The 20671-nt window shown below is 73.8% G+C and carries 19 protein-coding genes; 8 read left to right on the forward strand and 11 right to left on the reverse strand.

All coding sequences use genetic code 11. The features are described from left to right. The first annotated feature begins 55 nt into the window (after nt 1–55). Together ACFKCF_RS19610 and ACFKCF_RS19615 are read left to right on the forward strand one after the other, a co-directional pair. The gene (locus ACFKCF_RS19610) at nt 56–781 is read left to right on the forward strand and encodes a phosphatase PAP2 family protein (RefSeq protein ID WP_394495428.1); all 726 of its coding nucleotides are present in this window, start codon (nt 56–58) and stop codon (nt 779–781) included. Next, nucleotides 768–1439, forward strand: coding sequence for a phosphatase PAP2 family protein (locus ACFKCF_RS19615; RefSeq protein ID WP_394495430.1), 672 nt, complete (start codon nt 768–770; stop codon nt 1437–1439). Before ACFKCF_RS19610 ends, ACFKCF_RS19615 begins: the two co-directional genes overlap by 14 nt. On the opposite strand, the gene ACFKCF_RS19620 is transcribed toward ACFKCF_RS19615, so the two are convergent. Both ACFKCF_RS19620 and ACFKCF_RS19625 read right to left on the reverse strand, forming a co-directional pair. Next, the gene (locus tag ACFKCF_RS19620; protein WP_394495431.1) at nt 1416–2972 is read right to left on the reverse strand and encodes a phospholipase D family protein; all 1557 of its coding nucleotides are present in this window, start codon (nt 2970–2972) and stop codon (nt 1416–1418) included. The genes ACFKCF_RS19615 and ACFKCF_RS19620 overlap by 24 nt on opposite strands. Next, entirely contained in the window at nt 2969–3760 is a 792-nt protein-coding gene (locus tag ACFKCF_RS19625; protein ID WP_394495432.1) for a DUF1206 domain-containing protein, read from the reverse strand. Before ACFKCF_RS19625 ends, ACFKCF_RS19620 begins: the two co-directional genes overlap by 4 nt. A 169-nt stretch (nt 3761–3929) precedes the next feature. Between ACFKCF_RS19625 and ACFKCF_RS19630 the strand changes: the two genes are divergently transcribed. Then, the gene (locus ACFKCF_RS19630; RefSeq protein WP_394495434.1) at nt 3930–4631 is read left to right on the forward strand and encodes a hypothetical protein; all 702 of its coding nucleotides are present in this window, start codon (nt 3930–3932) and stop codon (nt 4629–4631) included. A gap of 19 nt (nt 4632–4650) precedes the next feature. Here the strand turns inward: ACFKCF_RS19630 and ACFKCF_RS19635 are convergent, their stop codons facing one another. The 3 genes from ACFKCF_RS19635 to ACFKCF_RS19645 are packed head-to-tail and all read right to left on the reverse strand — an operon-like array spanning nt 4651 to nt 7497. Beyond that, nucleotides 4651–5880: a hypothetical protein gene (locus ACFKCF_RS19635; protein ID WP_394495436.1), complete on the reverse strand. Its 1230-nt coding sequence runs from the start codon at nt 5878–5880 to the stop codon at nt 4651–4653. Between the two features lie 28 nt (nt 5881–5908). Beyond that, nucleotides 5909–6784, reverse strand: a complete 876-nt coding sequence (locus ACFKCF_RS19640; protein ID WP_394495437.1) for a lysophospholipid acyltransferase family protein — start codon at nt 6782–6784, stop codon at nt 5909–5911. Further along, nucleotides 6781–7497, reverse strand: a complete 717-nt coding sequence (locus tag ACFKCF_RS19645; protein WP_394495438.1) for a GNAT family N-acetyltransferase — start codon at nt 7495–7497, stop codon at nt 6781–6783. Before ACFKCF_RS19645 ends, ACFKCF_RS19640 begins: the two co-directional genes overlap by 4 nt. 374 nt (nt 7498–7871) lie before the next feature. Here ACFKCF_RS19645 and fusA point away from each other — a divergent pair, with 374 nt between their 5' ends. After that, nucleotides 7872–9899, forward strand: a complete 2028-nt coding sequence (fusA, locus tag ACFKCF_RS19650; RefSeq protein ID WP_394495440.1) for an elongation factor G — start codon at nt 7872–7874, stop codon at nt 9897–9899. On the opposite strand, the gene ACFKCF_RS19655 is transcribed toward fusA, so the two are convergent. Then, nucleotides 9881–10027, reverse strand: a complete 147-nt coding sequence (locus ACFKCF_RS19655) for a hypothetical protein (RefSeq protein ID WP_394495442.1) — start codon at nt 10025–10027, stop codon at nt 9881–9883. The genes fusA and ACFKCF_RS19655 overlap by 19 nt on opposite strands. Before the next feature lie 298 nt (nt 10028–10325). Between ACFKCF_RS19655 and ACFKCF_RS19660 the strand changes: the two genes are divergently transcribed. Next, a complete protein-coding gene (locus tag ACFKCF_RS19660) occupies nt 10326–11789 on the forward strand; it encodes an L-fuculokinase (RefSeq protein WP_394495444.1) in 1464 nt (487 codons plus the stop codon). On the opposite strand, the gene ACFKCF_RS19665 is transcribed toward ACFKCF_RS19660, so the two are convergent. The 5 genes from ACFKCF_RS19665 to ACFKCF_RS19685 are packed head-to-tail and all read right to left on the reverse strand — an operon-like array spanning nt 11782 to nt 16063. Further along, nucleotides 11782–12771, reverse strand: coding sequence for a zinc-binding alcohol dehydrogenase family protein (locus ACFKCF_RS19665; RefSeq protein ID WP_394495445.1), 990 nt, complete (start codon nt 12769–12771; stop codon nt 11782–11784). The two genes, ACFKCF_RS19660 and ACFKCF_RS19665, sit on opposite strands and share 8 nt — an antisense overlap. Beyond that, complete coding sequence (locus tag ACFKCF_RS19670) at nt 12771–13130, reverse strand: hypothetical protein (RefSeq protein WP_387569378.1); 360 nt, start codon at nt 13128–13130, stop codon at nt 12771–12773. Before ACFKCF_RS19670 ends, ACFKCF_RS19665 begins: the two co-directional genes overlap by 1 nt. Continuing rightward, entirely contained in the window at nt 13127–13990 is an 864-nt protein-coding gene (locus ACFKCF_RS19675; protein WP_394495446.1) for an extradiol ring-cleavage dioxygenase, read from the reverse strand. Before ACFKCF_RS19675 ends, ACFKCF_RS19670 begins: the two co-directional genes overlap by 4 nt. Then, a complete protein-coding gene (locus ACFKCF_RS19680) occupies nt 13983–14849 on the reverse strand; it encodes a citryl-CoA lyase (protein ID WP_394495448.1) in 867 nt (288 codons plus the stop codon). The genes ACFKCF_RS19675 and ACFKCF_RS19680 overlap by 8 nt, the downstream gene beginning before the upstream one ends. Beyond that, on the reverse strand, nt 14846–16063 hold the full coding sequence (locus ACFKCF_RS19685) for a CaiB/BaiF CoA transferase family protein (protein ID WP_394495449.1): 1218 nt from the start codon (nt 16061–16063) through the stop codon (nt 14846–14848). The genes ACFKCF_RS19680 and ACFKCF_RS19685 overlap by 4 nt, the downstream gene beginning before the upstream one ends. A 161-nt stretch (nt 16064–16224) precedes the next feature. Between ACFKCF_RS19685 and ACFKCF_RS19690 the strand changes: the two genes are divergently transcribed. From ACFKCF_RS19690 to ACFKCF_RS19700, 3 genes are all read left to right on the forward strand, one after another. Continuing rightward, entirely contained in the window at nt 16225–17667 is a 1443-nt protein-coding gene (locus ACFKCF_RS19690) for an amidohydrolase family protein (protein WP_394495451.1), read from the forward strand. A 68-nt stretch (nt 17668–17735) separates the two neighbouring features. Continuing rightward, nucleotides 17736–18536, forward strand: a complete 801-nt coding sequence (locus ACFKCF_RS19695; protein ID WP_319716901.1) for an IclR family transcriptional regulator C-terminal domain-containing protein — start codon at nt 17736–17738, stop codon at nt 18534–18536. Nucleotides 18537–18620: 84 nt separating this feature from the next. Then, nucleotides 18621–20651: a M14 family zinc carboxypeptidase gene (locus tag ACFKCF_RS19700; RefSeq protein WP_394495453.1), complete on the forward strand. Its 2031-nt coding sequence runs from the start codon at nt 18621–18623 to the stop codon at nt 20649–20651. The last annotated feature ends 20 nt before the right edge of the window (nt 20652–20671 follow it).

Here is a 20671-nt window from a genome sequence, read left to right on the forward strand (position 1 = left end):
GCACCGGATTTCAGACAGAGGAATCGATCCCGCCTGCCGGGGTAGCCGTGCGCGAATGAGCATCCATGGCGACCGCGTACTGGGATTGCGACTGACGCTCGCCGGCCTGGCGGTGGCGCTCGTCATGATCCCGTTCACCCTGCTGCTCATCGTGGCCAAGATGCCGGTCGACGGACTGGACGCCGAGGCCGCGCGGCAGCTGCACGAGTACGCACTGGCCCATCCAGAAGTGACCAGATTCCTCATGGTGTGGACGGATCTGTTCGGACCGTGGCCGTGGCGGATCGCGGTCATCGCGTACGCCGTCTGGCTGCTGCACAAGGGCGCGCCGAGGCTGGCGGCCTGGGCGGTCACCACCATCACGGTGGGCGGGCTGCTCGGCCTGGCAGTCAAGATCGTCGTGGCCCGGGCCAGGCCGCACCTTCCGGACCCCGTCGCGCTGGCGCCGGGCGACTCCTTCCCGTCGGGCCACGCGATGAACGCGACGCTCGGCGCGGGAGTGATCGTCCTGCTCCTCCTGCCCATGCTGCCTCGATGGGGGCGGGTGGTGGCGTGGGCCGTCGCCTGCTTCCTGGCGCTGTCCGTCGGCTACACGAGGATCGCGCTCGGCGTGCACTGGGTGAGCGACGTGGTCGCCGGGATCGTGCTGGGCGTGGCCGTGATCGCCGCGACGGCGGCGGCATTCGAGACCTGGCGGCGCGAGCAGGGACGCGTGCCTGTCTCGCCGCCCGTCGAGGGAGTGGAACCCGAGTTCGTGAGAGCGAGCGATGAGCAGAACTGAGCAGGCGAAGCACTACGCGTTATCGATCTTGCTGCCGATGATCGTGATGGCCGCGGTGACGTACGGCGTGGGCAAGGCGATCCTGGCCTGGCCCACCGGCGAGGCGTCGGTGAGCCGGAGCCTGGCCGCGGGCCGGACCCCGCTGTGGAACACGCTCACCGACTTCGGCAGCAGCCTGTCGGACACCCCGTACATCGTGGCGCTCACCGCGATCGCCGCGATCGTCTTCAGGCTGGTGTACCGGCGCTGGCGCGAATCGATCTTCCTCGTCGCGGCCGTCTGGAGCCAGTCCCTCATCTTCCTGGCCACCACCGAGGTCGTCGGCCGGCACCGGCCGCCCGTGCGGCACATCGACCCGGCCCCGCCCACCTCCAGCTTCCCGTCGGGACACGTCAGCGCCGCCGTCGCGTTCTACTGCGGGGTGGCGCTGATCCTGACCGCGCACGTCCGCAACAGGGCCCTCCAGGTGCTGATCTGGGTGCTCGGCATCGCCGCTCCGCTCGCCGTCGCTCTGTCGCGCCTGTACCGCGGCATGCACTTCCTCACCGATGTGCTCTGGGGCGTGCTGCTCGGCGTGGGCTGCGTCGTCATGGCCGCCCGGGCGATCCTGTACGCGCGCGAGCGGCGCCGGCGCTCAGAACTCGTTCGATCGGCGTAAGCGCGGGGGCCGCCCGTCGGGGTCCACGACGACCCGGTAGAGCGGCATGGCCAGCGCCCGGCGGACGCGGCCCAGCCCGGGGCTCGGATGCCGGCGCAGCCGTCCCGGCGGGCGGGGACCCCGGCAGCCGCCCTCGTGCCAGGCCTCGAGCCGCGCGGCGGACTCGGCGAACGCCTCGAACGCGCTTTCCGGGTCGAGCAGATCGTCCAGGTCGCCGGGGTCGCGGTCCAGGTGCTCGGCGGCGAGCGTGAGCCGCAGCTCCCTGGCGAACCTGCGGGCTCCCGAGGGCGGACGCGGATCCGGCTCAGCGTCAAGCACGGCGCAGCTCAGCTCGGAGTCGAACGTCCACGAGCGCAGGTTCACGTTGTCGGAGCCGACGCTCGCCCACACGTCGTCGACCACGCAGACCTTGGCGTGCACGTACACCGGCGTGCTCCGGTGGTTCTCCAGATCGTAGATCGCGACCCGGCCGTCGCCCGCGCGCATCAGCCTGGCCAGCGCCTCCGACCTGCCGATCAAGCTGGCCGGACCGGCCAGCCAGCCGTCCTGGTCGGGATGGCGGGGCACCACGATGATCATGCGCAGGCCCGGCTCGCGCTCCAGCGCCTCGGCGAACGGCTCGACCACCTCCGTGGACCACAGGTACTGGTCCTCCAGGTAGACCAGCGATCTCGCCCGCGCCAGCACCTTGCGGTACGCCCTGGCCACGCTGCGCTCGCCCTCCGGCGCGAACGGGTAGGCGTGGCGCAGGTGCGGATAGGTCCTCAGCAGCTGCACGGCATGCGTCCCGGCCGCCGCCGGCGGGGGGCCGGGCTCTGGCAGCGGCGGCACGTCGGCCATCCGGGTCATGCGGTCCCGCAGCCGCCTGAACGGCTGGCGGGTCTCCGGCGCCGGGTCCTCCCAGCGCTCGCAGAAGACCTTCTCCACCTCGGCCACGGCCGGGCCGCTGATCGCCACCTGGACGTCGTGCCACGGCGGGCGTTCGCCGTACGCGGTGGGCATCGGCGCCGCCTGGGGATCGCCCAGGTGCTCGGCGTCGTCGCGCCGGCTGTGGCACAGGTCGATGCCGCCGACGAACGCCACGTCCCGGTCCGGGCCGCGGTCATGGCGCAGGACGACGAACTTCTGGTGATGCGAGCCCCCGCGCCGCACCCGGGTGTCGAGCAGCGCCTGCCCGCCGGCCGCCTCGATGTCCTCGCCGAGGTGCCGGTTCTCGGCCGAGCTGAAGCGCAGGAAGTCCAGGTGCGAGCGCCAGATCAGCCCCCGGACCAGGGCTCCCCGCTCGGCCGCCCGCGCCATCGCGGTCGCCACCCCGGGGCCGTCCGGCGTGAGCCGCTCGTCGGGGTCGCCGCGCCAGTCGGAGAACAGCAGCAGGTCGTCCTTGCCGAGACCGTTGACGCACGCGGCGAGCTCGGCGAAGTAGGTGGCGCCATGCACGAGCGGGCGCACCAGGTTGCCCTCCGTCCAGGGCGCGAGCCTGGTCGCGTCGTTCCCGCGTTCGGGGCCGGTGAGGAACCAGTCGTCCAGCCTCATGTACGCCGCCAGCGGGCCTCTCCGAAGCAGTATCCGGCGAACAGCAGCAGCCCGAGGGCCACCACCGCCAGCAGCCAGGGCCCGGCCGGCGTGTCGGCGAACGCCCTGAGCGTGGCGTCGATGCCCCCGGCCTTGTCCGGGTCGAAGGTGATGGCCGCCTGGACCACGAAGACACCGGCCAGCCCGGCGATCAGGCCGCGCGCGAGGTAGCCGGCCAGCCCGAGCCGGTCCATCACCGAGCCGGCCCGGCTCGGCATCGGCCTGAGCTCCTTGCGGAACTCCTTCTTGACGCCGAACCGGATCCAATAGACGCCGAGCGCGACGACGCCGAGCCCGATCGCCCCCACGATGACCTGCCCCGCGGGCAACGCGAGCAGCTTGCCCGTGAGGTCCTGGGTCCGCTGGTCGTCGGAGCCGGCCTTGTGCTTCAGCAGCATGGTCAGCAGCGCGGCGCACACGAACACGTAGACCGCGACCCGGCCGGCCGGCTCGACCCGGTCCTTGAGCCGGTGGGCGCCGAAGACGGCCTCTGACGCCTGCCACAGGGCCAGAGCGGCGAATCCCACGGCCATGATCCAGAGGATCACGGCCCCGAACGGCAACGACGCGACCGTACTGATCGCCCCGCTCTTGTCGGCCTGCCGCCCGCCGCTCCCAAACGCGATCTGCACGGCCAGCACGCCGATCAGCCCGTACAGCACGCCGCGGCAGACCAGCCCGACCCGCGCCAGCTTGTCCATGGCGGGGCTGTTCGCCGCCTGTCTCGCCTTCGCTTCGGCTTCGGTCATGACTCCTCCCAAGAGCTCGCCCGAAACCGGCGAACTGCCCTGAATTCCGCGCCCTAGACCTTCACCCGGCGCGACCGGCCACGGGACTGATCGAGATCGCTCGTCCAGCCGGCGTCGGCCGCGGAGTACCGTTGATCGACGGGCCGAGCGGCCTCGAACGGGGGTGACGTTGACCGAGAGCGAGCTCGAACGGCACTTACGCGCGCACCCGGCGGTGACCGAGTGCGTCGTGGTCGAGGGCGAGCAGATGATCGCCTACGTCGTGGCCGGTGAGACGGACGGGGAACGCGTCAAGGAGTTCCTGGCGGAGTTGGTGCCGCGGCGGCGGCTGCCCGAGGTGGTCGCGGTGGTGCCCGCGTTGCCGCGCACGCCTGAGGGCGAGATCGACCTCGCGGCGCTGCCCCTGCCGGTGGCGGAGGAGCAGCGGCCCGCGGGCGGCAAGGGCGGCTTCGCCACGGCTGGGAGCGGTTCGGGGCTGGTCGGGGGCACGCTCCTGTTCGGCTTCTTCGCCTTTGGGACCACCAACATCTTCTGGCCCTATTCCACCGACCTGTCCGATGTGCCGCTGCCTTGGGCGGCGCTGTTCTTCGGGCTCTACCTTTTCGAGTGGCTCTCGTTCGGGCTGGGCGTGATGGTCCTGCTGCGGGGCCGCTCGGCGCTGGCCCGGCTGGGCCGTTCCGCACCGCTGACCACGGCGGCCTGGCTGGCGCTCGCCTGGCTGCTGCTGGCGTGGTGGCCGCAGGACAACTCCTACCGCCTGGCCGCCAAGACCGACTGGCCGCAACAGGCCGCCCTGGTCTACGGGTTCAACATCACCCTGATGGTCGCCGCGGCGGTGCTCGTCCTCTTCTTCGCCGGACGGCGGCGATGAGCACGCGGCCGGGGCCGGGTCAGACGAACATGGCGCCGAGCGCCTCGTTCGCGGTCCGCACGGCCCGCTCGGCCTCGTCGAGTTCCCGGACCGTCCGGGCGGCGAGCGCGATCCCCAGATAGGGAATGGGGTCGAACGCGGCGGTCGGGACGGTGACCACGAAGATCGCACCGAGCTCCCGGCAGCGCGCGGCCAGCCGCGTGACGTGCTCGCGCAGCGCGGTCGGCGGCAGCCGGGCGGCCAGCGGCAGGCAGTCCAGGGTGCGCACCAGGTGCCCGGTGCCGTGCAGGCCGTCCAGCGCGCTCTGAATGGTGAAGGCCGCGCTGGGACCGGTGAGCCGCAGATTGATCTCGGTAGGCGCCAGCAGGCCCGCCCGGTCGGCCACGTAGTCCACGTCGTACCAGCCGCGGTAGCCGTGGCCGGCCAGCGCCGCGCCCACGGCGGCGCCGAACGCGGCCGCGGTCCGCGCCTGCGCGGCGGGCAGCGTGCCGGGGCCGACGGTGACGCCCTGGTAGCGGGTTCCGTCGATCGCCATCGCCCCCGTGCCGACCGGGTGCACCTGCCCGTCGGCGGCGATGACGGCGTCGAACGTGGGGTTGGCCACGCCCGCGACGTACTCCTCCAGCAGCAGGCCGCGCACCCTGCGGGGCGGCGGGGACGTGGTCACGACCTGGGTGCCCGTTCCGCCCACCCCATACTCTTTTTTCAGCACATAGGGCATGGCCGCCCCTCTCAGCTCCCGGCGCGCGGCGATCCGGCGCTGCGCCGCGATCCGGATCCCGCGATGGTCCGCAGCCAACGTGCGGAAGAGCTCGTGGGAGCCACGTTTGGACTCGAAGCGGCGGATGCACTCCAGCACCCCGGCAGGAGCGGGCCGGATCCGGTCGAGCGCGGGCGTGTGGCCCCACGACAGCACCGCCACCTCGGGCGAGACGAGCTCGGGCAGGTCCGCGAGCGCCGCCGACACCCGCCCGTCCGCCGCGATCCCGCCGTGTACCCGCACCTCGCCCCAGCCCAGCGTCTCGGCCAGGTGCCGGCCCCACCACTCCGGTACGGGCAGCGGCAGCACGATGAGGGCCGGCCGCGGACTGGCGAAGGCCGCCAGGCAGGAGTAGTGGTCACGACCGGCCGGCATCCCGCCGAAGGCGGCGTTGAATTCGGCGGCGTTGCCGACATGAACGGCGGGCAGCCCACCCGTCCGGGCCTTCACCCACGACGGCTCGGCGCTCATCCGGTCAGGAAATCCCATGGATCACCTGATGTGCAAGGCTCGGCGGCTACCGGACACCATGGGAAAGGTCGTCAACCCGGCTGCGGACGCGGGCCTCGGCGGTCCTGGCCAGCGCCGCGCGGGCCTCGGGCCGCCTGCCCGCGGGCGGCAGGGGCGGTACGGGGGCGAAGAGGGTCACTTCGACGACCAGCTCGCGGGTCGCCGCCACCCGGACGATCGAGGCGAGCAGCGAGTCGTCACCGACGTAGGAGGCGCGGGTCGAGGTCGCCGTCCCTTCGCGGTAGCGCAGCGTGGCCGGGCGGACCGCGGCGCCCGTGTCGACGGCCGCCTGGAACACCGCGGGCCGGAAGCGTCCCATCCCCCGCCCGCACCACGTGGTGCCCTCAGGGAAGGCGACGACGGTGTCGCCCTCCCTGAGCGCGTCCGCGACCGCCGCGACGGCCGAGGGCAGCGCGGAGAGCCGTTCCCGGTCGATGAACAGCGCCCCCGAGCCCCTGGCCAGCGTGCGGATGACCGGCCACTCGCCGATCTCGCGCTTGGCCAGCGGCCGCGACGGCAGCGTGGCCGCGAGGACCAGCGGGTCGAGCCAGGACACGTGGTTGGCCACGACCAGGGCGCCCCCGCCCGAGACCGGCGGGGCGCCGGTGACCTCGATCCGGATCCCGAGCGCGCCCAGGAGCAGCCGCGCCCAGGCCATGGTCAGCTTCGCCCGCCACGCCGCCCGTGCCCGCCCCATGAGGGACACCGGCACCCCGGCGAGCACCACGACGAGCGCGGCGCAGAGCCGGGCGGCCAGGAGGAAGGCCCCGGTCGCGCGGGCGGCGGACGCCAGGCAGGCCTGCGCGGTGCACGGGCCGGACGGGCGCCAGGGGTCGAGGGCGGCCGCCGGAGCCGGCCCCAGGACGTCGGCGACCGGGTTCACAGCGGCTCTCCCAGGAAGTGGCGCAGGTAGCGGGTGTTCACGCTGGCCATCGAGAGCAGGACGAAGAAGTCGGCGGTGCCGAAGTCCCGGTCGTGCGCGGGCGCCCCGCACACCCACGACCCCAGCCGCAGGTAGCCGCGCAGGAGGGCGGGCGGCACGAACCGGTCGGAGCGCACCGCGTCCCGGGGACGCCACGGCGCGCGCGGCGTGACCCGGTACTCCTCCGGCCCGAGCGGCACCCGCTCCACCACGGCGGCGGCCACCGCGCCCCCGTCGTCCAGCGGCACCGAGCAGCAGCCCGCCAGCCACTGGTGACCGCCGGAGACCATGTAGCGCGCGATGCCCGCCCACATCAGCGCGACGACCGCGCCGCCCCGGTGGTCGGGGCGCACGCAGGTCCGGCCGGCCTCGACCAGTCCCTTCCTGATGGGCGCGAGCCTGGCCAGGTCGAACTCGCCGTCGGAGTAGAGCCGTTCCGTGCGCCCCGGAGGAAGCAGCCGGTAGGTGCCGACGACCTCGCGGCCGTCGCGCACGAGGAGGTGGTCGCAGTAGGCGTCGAACCTGTCCACGTCGAGGCCGGAGACCGGGCTGTCGAGCCGCGCCCCCATCTCCTCGGCGAAGACCTCGTGCCGCAGCCGCTGCGCGGCCTGGACGTCGGCGGCGCCGGCGGCCATGCCGATCGTGTAGCGACCGGTGTCAAGAGAGATCGTCATGGGCGCGGGTCCTTCCCTGAAAGCGTCTCACGCCTATGTCGACATGCGGAAATGACGGCTGAGCCGCACAGCGGGGTCAGCGAGGCGACCGCGTGGTGAACCTCGCACGCGCGCGACAAATCGCTTTCTTCGCCGGCCCCCGGTTCACTACACTCGCCACTGATCATCGACGAGGGAGAGGAGTACGGCCGTGCGCCACAGCACCGCTGCCGTCGTTCCCCCGTCGCGCCACGAGGTGATCCTGGTGTCTCCGTCGTCCCGGTGCCGGCTGCGCGGCCGCCACTGGACGACGCCCTGACGACACCCGCCTCCTGGCCTTTCGTCAGGGGAATCGCGCCGTCCTGCTGAAGAATCTCCCGAAAGGGTCTTGGGCCGTGCGTCCCCGAATACCTGACAACTCCCTTGCCATCGTCCGCAATCTCGGCATCCTCGCCCACGTCGACGCCGGCAAGACCACCGTCACCGAGCGCATGCTGTACCTGGCCGGCGCCACGTACAAGCGCGGCGAGGTGCACGACGGCACGACCGTCACCGACTTCGACCCCCAGGAGCGCGACCGCGGCATCACGATCTTCGCCGCCGCGGTGAGCTGCTCGTGGGACGGGCACCGCGTCAACCTGATCGACACCCCCGGCCACGTCGACTTCTCCGACGAGGTGGAGCGCTCGCTGCGGGTGCTCGACGGGGCGATCGCGGTGTTCGACGCCGTCGCGGGCGTCGAACCGCAGACCGAGTCCGTGTGGCGGCTGGCCGACCGGTACGACGTGCCGCGCATCGCGTTCGTCAACAAGCTCGACCGGGCCGGCGCCGACCTGGACACCGCCGTCGAGTCGATCCGCCGCCGGCTGCACAAGGCCCCGCTGGTGGTCCAGCTGCCGATCGGGCAGGAGGACCGGTTCACCGGGGTCGTCGACCTGGTGCGGATGCGTTCGCTGGCGTGGGCGGACGGGGCCTGCTCCGCAGGGCCGGTGCCGGAGGACCTGCTGGCGCAGGCGCGGCGGCGGCGCCGGGTGCTCGAGGAGTCGGTGGCCGAGCTGCACGCCGGCGCGCTGGAGGAGTTCTGCGCGCGGCCGTCGATCTCCGACGAGACGCTGGCCGGCGCGCTGCGCGACCTCACCCACAGCGGCGCGGGCCTGGTGGTGCTCTGCGGGGCGGCCTACCGCGACCGCGGGATCGAGCCGCTGCTCGACGCCGTGGTGGCGTACCTGCCGTCGCCGCTGGACGTGCCGCCGGTGCGCGGCGTGGACGGCGCGGAACGGGCCGCCGACCCGGGGGCGCCGCTGGTGGCGCTGGCGTTCAAGGTGAACGCCACCGCCACCGGACGGTTGACCTACGTGCGGGTCTACTCGGGAACGATGCGGAAGGGGGACACGATACTGGTCACCGGGCTGGACACCGGCGCGGGGCGCACCGAGCGCGTCAGCCGCATCCTGCGCGTGCAGGCCGACCGGCACACCGAGGTGGACCGGGCGGTGGCCGGGGACATCGTCGCGGTCGTCGGACTCAAGTCGGCCCGCCTCGGCGCCACGCTGTGCGCGCCCGGCGCGCCGCTGGTGCTCGAACCGCCGGGCACGGCCGAGCCGGTGGTGTCCGTGGCGATCGAGGCCCGCAGGAGCACCGACGCCGACCGGCTGGCCTCCGGGCTGGCGCGGCTGACCGAGGAGGATCCGTCGCTGGCGGTCCGCACGGACGCCGAGACCGGGCAGACGCTGCTGTCCGGGATGGGCGAGCTGCACCTGGAGGTCGCGGTGGACAAGCTCCGGCGCGAGCACGTCCTGGACGTCGCCGTGGGCCGGCCGCAGGTGGCCCACCGGGAGAGGGTCGTGCGCGGCGTGTCCGGGCTGCTGTACCGGCACGTCAGGCAGGACGGCGGCGCCGGGCAGTTCGCCCACGTCGTGCTGGACGTGGAGCCGCTGGACGACGGTTTCGAGTTCGGCTCGACCGTCGTCGGCGGCCGGGTGCCGCGCGAGTATGTGCGGGCGGTGGCGGCCGGGTGCCGGGACGCGCTGGCCGACGGCCCGCTCGGCGGCCACCCGGTGACCGGCCTGCGGGTCACGCTGACCGACGGGGCCACCCATCCGAAGGACTCCTCGGACCTGGCGTTCCGCACGGCCGGGCGGCTCGCGCTGCGCGAGGCGCTGCGGGCCGCCGCCATGGAGCTGCTGGAGCCGGTGGTGGAGGTCACGGTCACCGTGCCCGACGACGCGGCCGGGGGTGTGCTGGGCGACCTGGCCGCCAGGCGCGGCCGGATCTCGGGCTCGTCGGCGCGGGCCGGTGCGGTGGTGATCACCGCCGTGGTGCCGCTGGCGGAGGTGTTCGGGTACGCGACCCGGCTGCGCAGCCGTACGCAGGGCCGTGGCACGTTCACCACCAGGCCCGCCGGTTACGCCGCGGCCAGGTAGCGGGTGGCCCCGTCCGTACGCGGGCGGGGCCACCCGCCTCGAACGAGATCCACACGTCGGGCGGCAGGCCGGGCCGGCACCCGCCTGGCCTCCTCGGTCCAGTCGTCGCCGGCGAGCTCGGTGGCCACCGCCGCCAGAAGGCCACGGCGCCCGCGTTGGCGTCCTGGAAGGCGACCTCCCAGGGGCCGGGGTACCGGGCGACGACCTCGCGCGCCGCCCGCAGGCCGATCCCGGACCTGCGGGGCGCTCGTCGCTCGTGATCAGGTACGCGGCCCAGCCGGGGTCGTGGAAGGCGGAGTGGAGGCGGTCGCTCCTGAAGGTGCCGTCGGGGTGGGGCAACTGGCCCCAGAACTCCGACATGTCATGACGGAACATCAGCCAGAGGCGCCCCATGGCGGCTCGGTCGGATCGGCCATAGTGGGACGCATGAGGTTGCTGGCCGGGGTCGACGTGGGGACCACGCATGTCAAGGTGGGCTTCTTCGACGAGCGGGGCGGCTGCGTCGCGGCCGTGCGGCAGCCGACCCCGCGCGAGCTGCCCGCCCTCCTCGCCGCGGTGACGCGGGCGCTCGGCGAGTGCGCCGAGCGCGCCGGGCGGGGGCCGGACGCGATCGGGATCGCGGGCATGGCCGAGACCGGCGTGCCCCTCGCCCGCGCGGGGCGGCCGCTCACCCCGCTGCTGTGGTGGAACGACCCGCGGGCCGCGCGGGAGGCCGCCGAGCTGGGCCGGGACGCGGCGGCGCTGTACGCGCTGACCGGCCGCCGCGCCGACCCCAAGGCGCCGCTGGCCAAGTGGCTCTGGCTGCGGGCCCACTCGCCCGAGGTGCTGGAGTCGATGCGGTGGTGGGCGCACGTGCCGGACGCCGTGGCGTACGCGCTCACGGGGTGCCTGCGGACGCACGAGACGCTGGCCGCCCGCACCCTGGCCTACGACCTGGAGGCCGGGGGCTACGACCCGGAGCTCCTCGCGCGGGCCGGGCTGCGTACCGGGCAGCTGCCGGCTCCGGCCGGGGCCGTGGAAGCGGCCGGGCCGCTGACCGCGCAGGTGAGCGGGGTGGCGGCCGGGGTTCCCGTGGTGATCGCGGGCCATGACCACGCGGTGGGCTCGTGGGCGGCGGGGGCGCGCCGTCCCGGCGACGTGGCCGACTCCCTCGGCACGGCGGAGGCGGTGATGGTGCTGTCGGACTCCCGCCCGGACGCGCGTACGGGACTGGCCCTCGGCATCACGACCGACCCGTCGCTGGACGGGGCCCGCAAGGTGGTGGTCGGCGGCCTGCCCACCAGCGGCGCCATGCTCGACTGGATGCTCTCGCTCGTGGGGAACGGCGCGGGCGGGTACGCGGCGCTGCCCGGGCTGCTGGGTGCGGTGCGGTTGCCGACGGGGATCGTGGTGGAGCCGTACCTGCGGGGCCGGGTCGCGCCCGCGCCCGACCCCGCCCGGCGCGTGACGGTGGCGGGGCTGGGGCCCGAGCACACCCCGGGCGACCTGCTGGCGGCGGCCGTCGAGGGCACCTGCCTGCACGCCCGCTGGATGCTCGATGAGCTCACCGCCGTCACCGGCACCGCTCCCGAGCGCCTCGTGGTCCTCGGCGGGCAGGTCAGGATCCCGCTGTGGATGCGGGTCAAGGCCGCGCTCTCGCCCGCCCCGGTCGAGGTGGTGCGGTCCGGCGACGCGGTCTGCGCGGGCGCGGCGCTCATCGCCGGGCAGGCGGGCGGGTCGCTCGACGACGTGCCCGTGCTCCCCCGCGATCGACAGCCGCCCGAACCCGATCTCGCCGCCGCCTACGTGCCCCTCTACGAGCGCTTCCTGGCCTCGGCCCGCGACCGCGGAGTCGTCGAGAGCGACCGGCGCGTTGCCCACGATCGCGCTGACGACCGGGGCCTCAGGTGACGCGCAGGACGATCCGGCCGCCGGCCGCGCCTGCCGCCTGGCGCCTCCAGGCCGATCCCGCCTCCGCCAGCGGCACCACCTCGTGGGCCACCGACAGCCGCCCCCGCGCCGCGTGTTCCGCGATCAGGGTGATGGCCTCGGCGCGCTGCTCCCGGGTCAGCTCGTTGTTGGTGTAGCCGAGCACCCGCAGCGACCGGCCGCGCAGGGTGGAGGAGTCGAGCGGGCACGTCTCGGAGGCCGAGCCGCCGAGGTTGACGAGCCTGCCGCCCGGCCGGAGGGTGCGGGCCGCCGCTGCGGCCGGAGCGCCGAAGAGCGGGTCGAGCACCAGGTCCACCGGCCCGTCGCAGGCGGCCGAGAGGCGGGCGGCGAGGTCGGCCACGTCCTGCGTGCCGAGCGCCACCACCGCGTCCGCGCCCGCCTGCTCCGCCCGTTCCCGGGCTTCGGGAGAGCGGGCGGCCGCGACGACCCGGCGCGCTCCGGCGAGGCGGGCGAGCCGCACGGCCGCCTGGCCCACCACGCCGCCCGCGCCCAGCACCACCACCTGCTCTCCCGCCGCCAGCTCGCCGCGCCAGGTCAGCGCCATGTGGGCGGCCACGGCCGACAGCCCGAGCGCGGCGACGGCGTACGGGTCGGCGCCGGCGGGCAGCTCCACCAGGTCCTCCGACGGCACCACCGCCAGCCCCGCCATGCTCCCGTCGCCGGGCGCCATCCCGGCCGTGGTCGGGAACCACACGGCCCTCTCCCCGGCGGTGCCGACGCCCTGGACGCCGGGCACGTAGGGGACGGCGGGCGTGCCGAAGTAGGAGGCGCCACCCGCGCACAGCAGGTCCAGCGGCGTGACCGGGGCGGCACGCACGCGCACCAGGCTCTCCCCCGGCCCGGCCACCGGCACGGGGACGTCGCCGACCACCGGCGGCCGGCCGCACGTCTCGATCCGGGCCGCGCGCATCCGGCCGCGGTCGCCGGTCTCGGTGGCGGTCATCAGGTCGCGATGTCCGGGTACGGGAGCCGGAAGCCCGCCAGCCGCCGCGCGTACTCCGTCTGGAAGCCCAGCGGCGGGTGGTCGCGCTCGAACATCGCGATGAACAGGGTCAGCGTGAGGAACGGGTGCGCCCCCAGCTCGAACAGCTTCGGGTAGTCGTGCGCGGCCAGCGCCTCGCGCTCGGCGTCGTCGAGGCGCAACCAGGTGGACGACTCGCCAGTGTGGCAGCCGAGGATGCGGTTGGCGTACTCGGACTCCCACCACTCGACGGTGGCGCGCGGCTCCTCGCGGTAACGCTCGACCAGCTCCGGATCGCGGTCGACGGTGAAGAGGAACTTGTTCAGCAGGTACTTGCTCATGAAGCGCCTCCGCTCGGATACCAGGTGAAGTACGCCTCCATGGTGTGGAACAGGTCGTACGTGTCCACGTAGTCCGCTTTGCGGCCCTCCCCCGCCACCCCCATCATCAGCATGAAGTCCATGAACCCGTGAGTGGCGTTCCCCGGCCGGTGGAGGCTGTCCAGGGTGACCTCCGACAGGCAGCCCTCGAGGTCCCCGGTGGAGATCCACTCGACGGCCTTGCGGTCGAACTCCGGGTCGGGCCCGTGCGGCCCGAACTGGCGCGGCCCGCCGAGCTCCAGCGACAGGTGCCCGGTGCCGATGACCGCCACCCGCCGGTCCGCCGGCCAGGACTCCACGAGCTGCCGGATCGTCCGCCCGAGCTGCACGAACCGCTGGGGACGCGGCAGCGGCGGGGCGAAGATGTTGGTGTAGACGGGCACGATCGGCAGGTCGGCCTCGGGGCGCAGGGTGATGATCGGGCACGTGATCGAGTGGTCGATGCGCAGCTCGTTGCTGAAGGCGAGGTCGAAGCCGGCGTCCAGGCCCTCGCGCAGGATGTACGCCGACAGGTCCTCCTGGCCCTTCAGCACCATCCGCGGCAACCCGAACTCGCGTTCCTCGTTGTAGAAGTTCGCGTCGTAGAAGGGCGCCTTGCCGACCAGGAACTGCGGCATGTTGTCCAGCCACAGCTGGTGGAAGTGGTCGGAGCCGACCATCACCAGCACGTCGGGCCGCGCCCTCGTGAGGGTCTGCCTGAACGCCTCCACCTTGCGCACCCACTCGTCGGCGAACGGCGGGCGGTCCTCGCCGGTGGAGGTGCTGGCGCGGTAGTAGAAGGGGTGGTGGGTGGATGCGATGACCGCGACGAGTTCAGCCATGCGTACCTCCGTTGGCGGCATACGGCTCGGGCGGGACGGGACGGTTGTTGAGGTCCACCGAGAGGAAGATGTCGTTGGCCACGGGACGGCGCAGCTCCTCGGCCAGCTGCCCGATCAGCCCGGCCGTCCTGGCCAGCAGCGCGAAGCCGCGCAGCAGCTCCAGCGGCAGCCCCAGGTCGGCCAGCGCCGCGCCGCACGCGCCCGCCCCGTTGAGCGGCAGCCTGCGGCCCAGGACCTGGGGGTGCACGCGGCCGACGGCGGCGAACAGCGACAGGTGCGGCCCGGACAGGCCCTCCTCGGCCGCGATCTCGAACAGCCGCGCCGTGCGCGGGTCGCCGTCCTTGTGCACGTGGTGTCCGAGGCCGGGGATGCGCCCGCCCGCCGCGCGCCGGGCGCGCACGGTCTCCAGCGCCAGGGCGTCCCAGCCGGCGTCGTCGGCCGGGAGGGGGTCCGTGGCCCGCAGCACGTCGGCGAGGAAGCGGCCGCAGTCCTCGGTGACGCCGAGGAAGCGGGAGCCGCCGCCGAGCAGCCCGGCGGCCAGCGCTCCCTGGACGGAGTCGGGCGCCGACAGGTACGTCAGCCGCGTCACGATCGCGGTGGGCGTGAACCCGTGGTCGGCCAGCGCGGCCAGCACGGCCTCGAACACGCGCACCTCGCCGCGGGCCGGGCGGCGCTGCGTGGCCAGCCAGAACGCCAGCTCCCCGAAGCCCACCTCGCCCATGACGTCGGCGGCCAGGTCGTGCCCGAGCAGCGTGATCGTCTCCGGGGAGGACGCCCCGAGCGCGGTCGGATACTCCTTCGGCTCCCCGCCACGGCCGCCACCCTTCTCGACCGCCTCATTCGCGTTCCCGCCGCTCACGAGCGCGCCTCTCCGGCGGGGCGCGCGGGGGCGCTCTCGGGGGCCGGGCCGGAAGCGCCGGAAGGGCTCGCGGCCGGCTCGGTGAGCCACTTGCGCAGCTCCGTGCCGTGCTCGTCGAGCTCCGGCGGCGGCAGCCGGTAACCCGCGGGCGTCCGCGAGAACCGGATCGGATGCCGCGTCGTCGGCACGGCCCGCTCCCCCTCACCCACCACGACCACCGGTTCGAGCCCGAACCGCTCGGCCACCGCGAACCCGCCGTCGATCGTGTTGATCGGCCCGCTCGGCACCCCCGCCTCCACCAGTAGGTCGAACCACTCCTCCGCCCGCCGCGTCACGAGCCGCTCCACGAGGATCGGCTTCAGCTCCTCCCGCCGCGCCGTCCGGTCGGCGTTGCGGGCGAAGCGCGGGTCGTCGGCCACCTCGGGGATGCCCAGCACCTCGCACAGCTTGCGGAACTGCCCGTCGTTCGCGGCCGCGACGATCAGCTCGTGGTCCGCCGTCGGCAGCGGCTCGTACGGGAACACGCTCGGATGCGCGTTGCCCATCCGGTACGGCACCACGCCCCCGGCCACGTACGCCGAACTCTGGTTGACCAGCCCCGTCAGCGCCGACGACAGCAGGTTGACCTCGACGTGCTGCCCCTGCCCGGTGGCCTCCCTGTGCCGCAGCGCCGCGAGGACGCCGATGACGGCGTGGTTGCCCGCCATCACGTCGAACACCGAGATCCCGGCCCGGTACGGCGGCCCGCCGGGATCGCCGGTCAGGCTCATCAGCCCCGACATGGCCTGCACCATCAGGTCGTACCCCGGCACCCGCGCGCCCGCCCCGGCGCCGAACCCGCTGATGGAGGCGTACACGACGCCGGGGTTGCGGGCGTGCACGGCCGGGAAGTCCAGCCCGTACTTCGCGAGCCCACCCGGCCGGAAGTTCTCCACCAGCACGTCCGCGCGCCGGGCCAGCTCCCTGGCCGCCTCCGCGTCGGCGGGTTCACGCAGGTCGAGGGCGATCGACCGCTTCCCCCGGTTGACCCCGAGGTAGTACGTGGACACCTCGCCCCGCGCGGGCGGCGTCCACGACCGGGTGTCGTCCCCGCCGGGCGACTCGACCTTGACGACGTCGGCCCCCAGGTCGGCCAGGAGCATCGTGGCGTACGGCCCCGCCAGGACCCTGGAGAAGTCGGCCACCAGCAGTCCGGACAGCGGCCCCTCAGGCACGATGAAACTCCCCTTCCCGCGTCCGTTCAACGGACAAATGTCCGTTGAGCCGAATCCCATCACCGACGCGAGCCCGCGTCAACCGTCTTGACACGTACACCAACGCTCATCACAGTGGCTGTGACCGTATAGCGGACAATCGTTCGCAAGGAGCGTGCGCCATGAACGAGTTCGAGGCCGGACGGCCCGTGATGCTGCGCGGCGGCACCGTGCTGCCCATGTCGCCCGGTGGGAGCAGGCGGGCGCTGCCCGGCACGGACGTCCTCATCGCCGGGGACCGGATCGCCGCCGTCGGCCCCGAGCTGGAGGTGCCCGAGGACGCGGTCGTGATCGACGCGTCCGGCGGCCTGGTCATGCCGGGCATGATCGACACCCACCGGCACATGTGGCAGACGGCGCTGCGCGGATACGGCGCCGACTGGACCCTGACCCAGTACTTCGTCTGGTTCTACCTGGAGCACGGCAAGCTGTTCCGGCCCGAGGACATCCACGCGGGCAACACCCTGGCCGCGATCGAGGCGCTGGACGCCGGCGTCACCACGGTCGTGGACTGGTCGCACGGCCTGCGGACCATCGACCACGCCGACGCCGCCGCCGACGCGCTGGAGTCCGTGCCCGGCCGGCACGTGCTCGCCTACGGCAACATCCAGCAGCCGCCCGCCGAGTGGACGGCCGCGCCCGAGTTCCGCGACTTCGTGCGCCGGCGCGTCACCGGCGGCGACATGCTCGGCTTCCAGATCGCCTTCGACGTGCTCGGCGACCCCTCCTTCCCGGAGCGGCCCGCGTTCGAGGTGGCCCGCGAGCTCGGCGCCGCCGTCACCACGCACGCCGGCGTGTGGGGCGCCACCAGCGACGACGGCATCCGCCTGATGCACGAGCACGGTTTCATGACGCCGGAGACGATCTACGTGCACGCCGCCTCGCTGTCGGCCGACTCCTACCACCGCATCGCGGCCACCGGCGGCTCGATCTCGGTCTCCACGGAGAGCGAGCAGAGCGCCGGCCAGGGCTACCCGCCCACCTGGGCCGTCCGCGCCCACGGCATCCCCGTGTCGCTGTCCATGGACACCAGCGTGTGGTGGAGCGGCGACCTGTTCTCGGCCATGCGCGCCACGCTCGGCGCCGACCGCTCGCGCGAGCACCTGGAGGCGCACGCCAAGGGCGAGACGGTCACGCACTGCGGCCTGCGCGCCGACCAGGTCGTGGAGTGGGCGACCCGGGGCGGCGCCCGGGCGCTGGGCCGCGACGACCTGGGCGTCATCGAGCCCGGCAAGAAGGCCGACCTCGTGCTCATCAAGAACGAGCACTCGCCGGTGTCGTTCCCGATCCTCAACCCGTTCGGGCACGTCGCGTTCCAGGCCCAGCGCGGCGACGTGCACACCGTGATCGTCGACGGCCGAGTGGTCAAGCACGAGCACCGCCTGCTCGGCGTCGACCTCGCCGGGGCCCGCGCGCAGGTCGAGCGCACGGTCGAGCACCTGCGCTCGACGATGGGCGACGAGGCCTGGGAGAAGGGCATGAACCCGGACATCCCCTCGGCGAAGGTGCTCGACAACCCGTACACGTACACGGACTACCGCAGCAACGCCACCCACCGCCTGTGATCGGCCGCTCTGCGGACGGGCGACCGTCTAGAGTCGGAGCAACGGATTCCGAGCGAGCGAGGGCGTACATGGCACGTGGTGACACCGGACCTGACTTCATCGAGGCGCTGGCCCGCGGCCTCGATGTCATCAGGGCGTTCCAGCCGGGGCGCCCGGTCATGTCCCTGACGGAGGTGGCGACGGCCGCCGGCCTGGCCCGGCCGACGGCCCGCCGCATCCTGCTCACCCTGCAGGAGCTGGGGTACGCCAGGGCGGAGCAGGGCGGGTTCGCGCTCACGCCGCGGGTGCTGGAGCTGGGCGTCACCTACGTCCGCTCGATGGGGCTGTGGGAGGTGGCCAGGCCGCACCTGGAGCGGCTCGTCACCCAGACCAACGAGTCGTCCTCGATCGCCCAGCTCGACGGCTCCGACATCGTCTACGTCGCCCGGGTCGCGGTGCCGAAGATCGTGTCGCTCCAGGTGCAGATCGGCACCCGCTTCCCCGCGCTCCAGACGTCCCTGGGCAAGGTGCTGCTGGCCGCGCTCCCGCCGGCCGAGGTGGAGCGGGTGCTGGCCGAGCCGGGCCGCTCGGGCATCGAGCCGCGCTGGCGCCCGGACGCCAAGGAGCGCGAGGCGGCGCTGCGCGCCGTCCGCGCCAAGGGATGGGCCGCGACGGACGAGCAGCTGGCGCTGGGGATCCGGTCGGTGGCGGCGCCGCTCAGGGACGGGCTCGGCAACGTCATCGCGGCCGTGAACGTCAACGCCCACGCCGCCGAGACGTCCATGGAGAAGCTGACCGGGGAATACCTGCCGCTGCTGCTGACGACGGCCGGCGCGATCAGCGCCGACTGGGCGCTCTACCAGGCGGTCCCGCACGTGACGGCCTCCTGACGCGTGCCCCGCTCCGGCTGGGTCTTGCCGGTTGGGGCAAGTCCGCTTTGAATGTGCCCCATACGGATGATCCAGGAGGGGCCGATGCGTGGTTTACGGGCGTCCGCAGTCGTTCTGTCGATCGTGCTCACGACGTTCGTGGCCGCGGAGCCGTCCGTCCCGGCGGTCGCCGGGCCGAGCGACCCTGAGCCGGCCTCGCTGGTCACGCTCTCCGTCCCCGACCGCGCCGCGATGGAGCGGCTGGTGGCCGCGGGCGCCGACCTCACCGAGCGGGTGCGCCCGCAGGCGGACGGCAGCGTCCAGGTGGACGCGGTGGCCACGGCCGGCCAGCTCGCCGCCTACGCCGCGCTCGGCGCGACCCTGGCCCCGGGCACGCCGCCCCAGGCGAAGGCCAAGACCACCGCCGCCCAGGACCAGCTCGTGATCGAGCGGGCCGTCTGGATGAAGTCCCGCGACGGCTACTTCCTGTCGGTGGAGGCCTCCAGCAGCGCGGGCGAGGCGGCCACGCTCACCGTGACGTGGAAGGGCAGGGGCGGCTCGACCGGCCAGGCGCCGATGGTCGCGTACGTGGACGCGGGCGCGTACCTGGGCCACCAGTTCAGCACCCCGGTGCCCGCCGACGGCCGGCCGCAGTGGGTCACCGTCACCTCCGCCGGCGGCGGCACGGCCGAGGCCAAGGTCAGGGAGTGGCCCGACGGCGAGCGGCCGGACCGCGCCGGTCCCGGCTACCAGAAGGACTTCGTCACCCAGTACATGCCGCCGGCGCAGCTCAACGAGCGCATCAAGGCGCTGCACCGGCGCTACCCCAAGCTCACCGAGCTGATCACGCTGCCGTACCCGACCAACGGCTACCGGCGCCACGCCCAGGCCCTGATCGGCACGCCGCCCGCCGCCGCCGTCGTGATCACCTCGGTTGCGTACGGCTCCGAGGGCGGCAATGACCTGGCCGTCGAGCTGGTGAACCCCGGCGCGCCCGGCCGCCCCCCGCAGGTCACCGTGAACGGCAAGCTCATCACGGTCAGCCTGGCCACCGACGCCACGGGCACTCCCACCAGCACCGCCGCGCAGGTCACCGCCGCGATCAACGCCACCGCCGGCACCGGCGTCAAGGCCACCACGTACCGCGCCGACGCGGGCGACGGCGTCATGGCGCCCGCGCCCCTCACCCAGCTCAGCGACTTCCTCAACGCGCCCGCGAGCGTCTCCCGCGCGCCCGCCCGGGTGCTGGCCCTGCGGATCGGCGCGCACCGCGACGGCAGCCGCACCGGCGTGCTGGCCTACGCCCAGGAGCATGCCCGCGAGTGGGTGGCGCCCCTCGTCGTGGTGGAGGCGGCCGAGCGGCTGCTGCGCAACCACGCCCGCGACCAGGCCACCCGCAGGCTGCTGGAGCGCACCGACGTCTTCATCGTGCCGACCGTCAACCCGGACGGCGCCAACTACAGCTTCTACGACTTCAACAGCCAGCGGAAGAACATGACGAACCACTGCCCGCCACAGCAGTCCGACCCGGCGCTGCGCAACACCTGGGGCGTGGACGTCAACCGCAACTACGCCGTCGGCTCGCTGTCCGACGGGTACTTCGGCGCCTCGGCCAACTGCCAGAGCGGCACGTACGCGGGCCCCGCCGAGCACTCCGAGCCCGAGAGCCGCAACGTCATGTGGCTGGCGCAGCAGCACCGCAACATCAGGTTCGCCATGAACGTGCACAGCTACGGCGGCTACTTCATGTGGCCGCCCGGGGCGTACAAGCTCGACGGCCGCGTCACCCTGCCCAGGCCCACGGACCGGCAGGAGGCGTACTTCCTGCGCTCGGCCCGCACGATCGAGCAGGCCATCGCCGCCGAGCGCGGCACCGTCATCTGGCCGCAGCAGACCGGGCCCGTGACGGACGTGCTCTACTCCGCGGCCGGCAACTCCGCCGACGAGCTCTGGTACGAACACGGCGTCTACGGGTGGGACTTCGAGGTGGGCGCCGACCTGTGGGACCCCGCGACGCGGACGTGGCAGGCCGTGGGCTTCCAGCCGCCGTTCGCGGAGGGGCACGCGGAGGCGCTGGAGTTCGCGTCCGGGCTGATCTCGCTGGTGGGGGTCGCCGCCGACCACCGGGAACCCTGATCCGCACTCTCTGGAGGACT

Source organism: Nonomuraea sp. JJY05 (assembly GCF_043496855.1).
Taxonomy (GTDB): Bacteria; Actinomycetota; Actinomycetes; order Streptosporangiales; family Streptosporangiaceae; genus Nonomuraea.

Bases quoted from the DNA above. Each gene is read 5' to 3' on its own strand.
- ACFKCF_RS19700 (WP_394495453.1), top strand. From the start codon at position 18,621: ATGCGTGGTTTACGGGCGTCCGCAGTCGTTCTGTCGATCGTGCTCACG.
- ACFKCF_RS19615 (WP_394495430.1), top strand. From the start codon at position 768: ATGAGCAGAACTGAGCAGGCGAAGCACTACGCGTTATCGATCTTGCTG.
- ACFKCF_RS19670 (WP_387569378.1), bottom strand. From the start codon at position 13,130: ATGAGCAAGTACCTGCTGAACAAGTTCCTCTTCACCGTCGACCGCGAT.
- ACFKCF_RS19690 (WP_394495451.1), top strand. From the start codon at position 16,225: ATGAACGAGTTCGAGGCCGGACGGCCCGTGATGCTGCGCGGCGGCACC.
- ACFKCF_RS19625 (WP_394495432.1), bottom strand. From the start codon at position 3,760: ATGACCGAAGCCGAAGCGAAGGCGAGACAGGCGGCGAACAGCCCCGCC.
- ACFKCF_RS19620 (WP_394495431.1), bottom strand. From the start codon at position 2,972: ATGAGGCTGGACGACTGGTTCCTCACCGGCCCCGAACGCGGGAACGAC.
- ACFKCF_RS19635 (WP_394495436.1), bottom strand. From the start codon at position 5,880: ATGGGATTTCCTGACCGGATGAGCGCCGAGCCGTCGTGGGTGAAGGCC.
- ACFKCF_RS19645 (WP_394495438.1), bottom strand. From the start codon at position 7,497: ATGACGATCTCTCTTGACACCGGTCGCTACACGATCGGCATGGCCGCC.
- ACFKCF_RS19660 (WP_394495444.1), top strand. From the start codon at position 10,326: ATGAGGTTGCTGGCCGGGGTCGACGTGGGGACCACGCATGTCAAGGTG.
- ACFKCF_RS19695 (WP_319716901.1), top strand. From the start codon at position 17,736: ATGGCACGTGGTGACACCGGACCTGACTTCATCGAGGCGCTGGCCCGC.
- ACFKCF_RS19665 (WP_394495445.1), bottom strand. From the start codon at position 12,771: ATGACCGCCACCGAGACCGGCGACCGCGGCCGGATGCGCGCGGCCCGG.
- ACFKCF_RS19675 (WP_394495446.1), bottom strand. From the start codon at position 13,990: ATGGCTGAACTCGTCGCGGTCATCGCATCCACCCACCACCCCTTCTAC.
- ACFKCF_RS19610 (WP_394495428.1), top strand. From the start codon at position 56: ATGAGCATCCATGGCGACCGCGTACTGGGATTGCGACTGACGCTCGCC.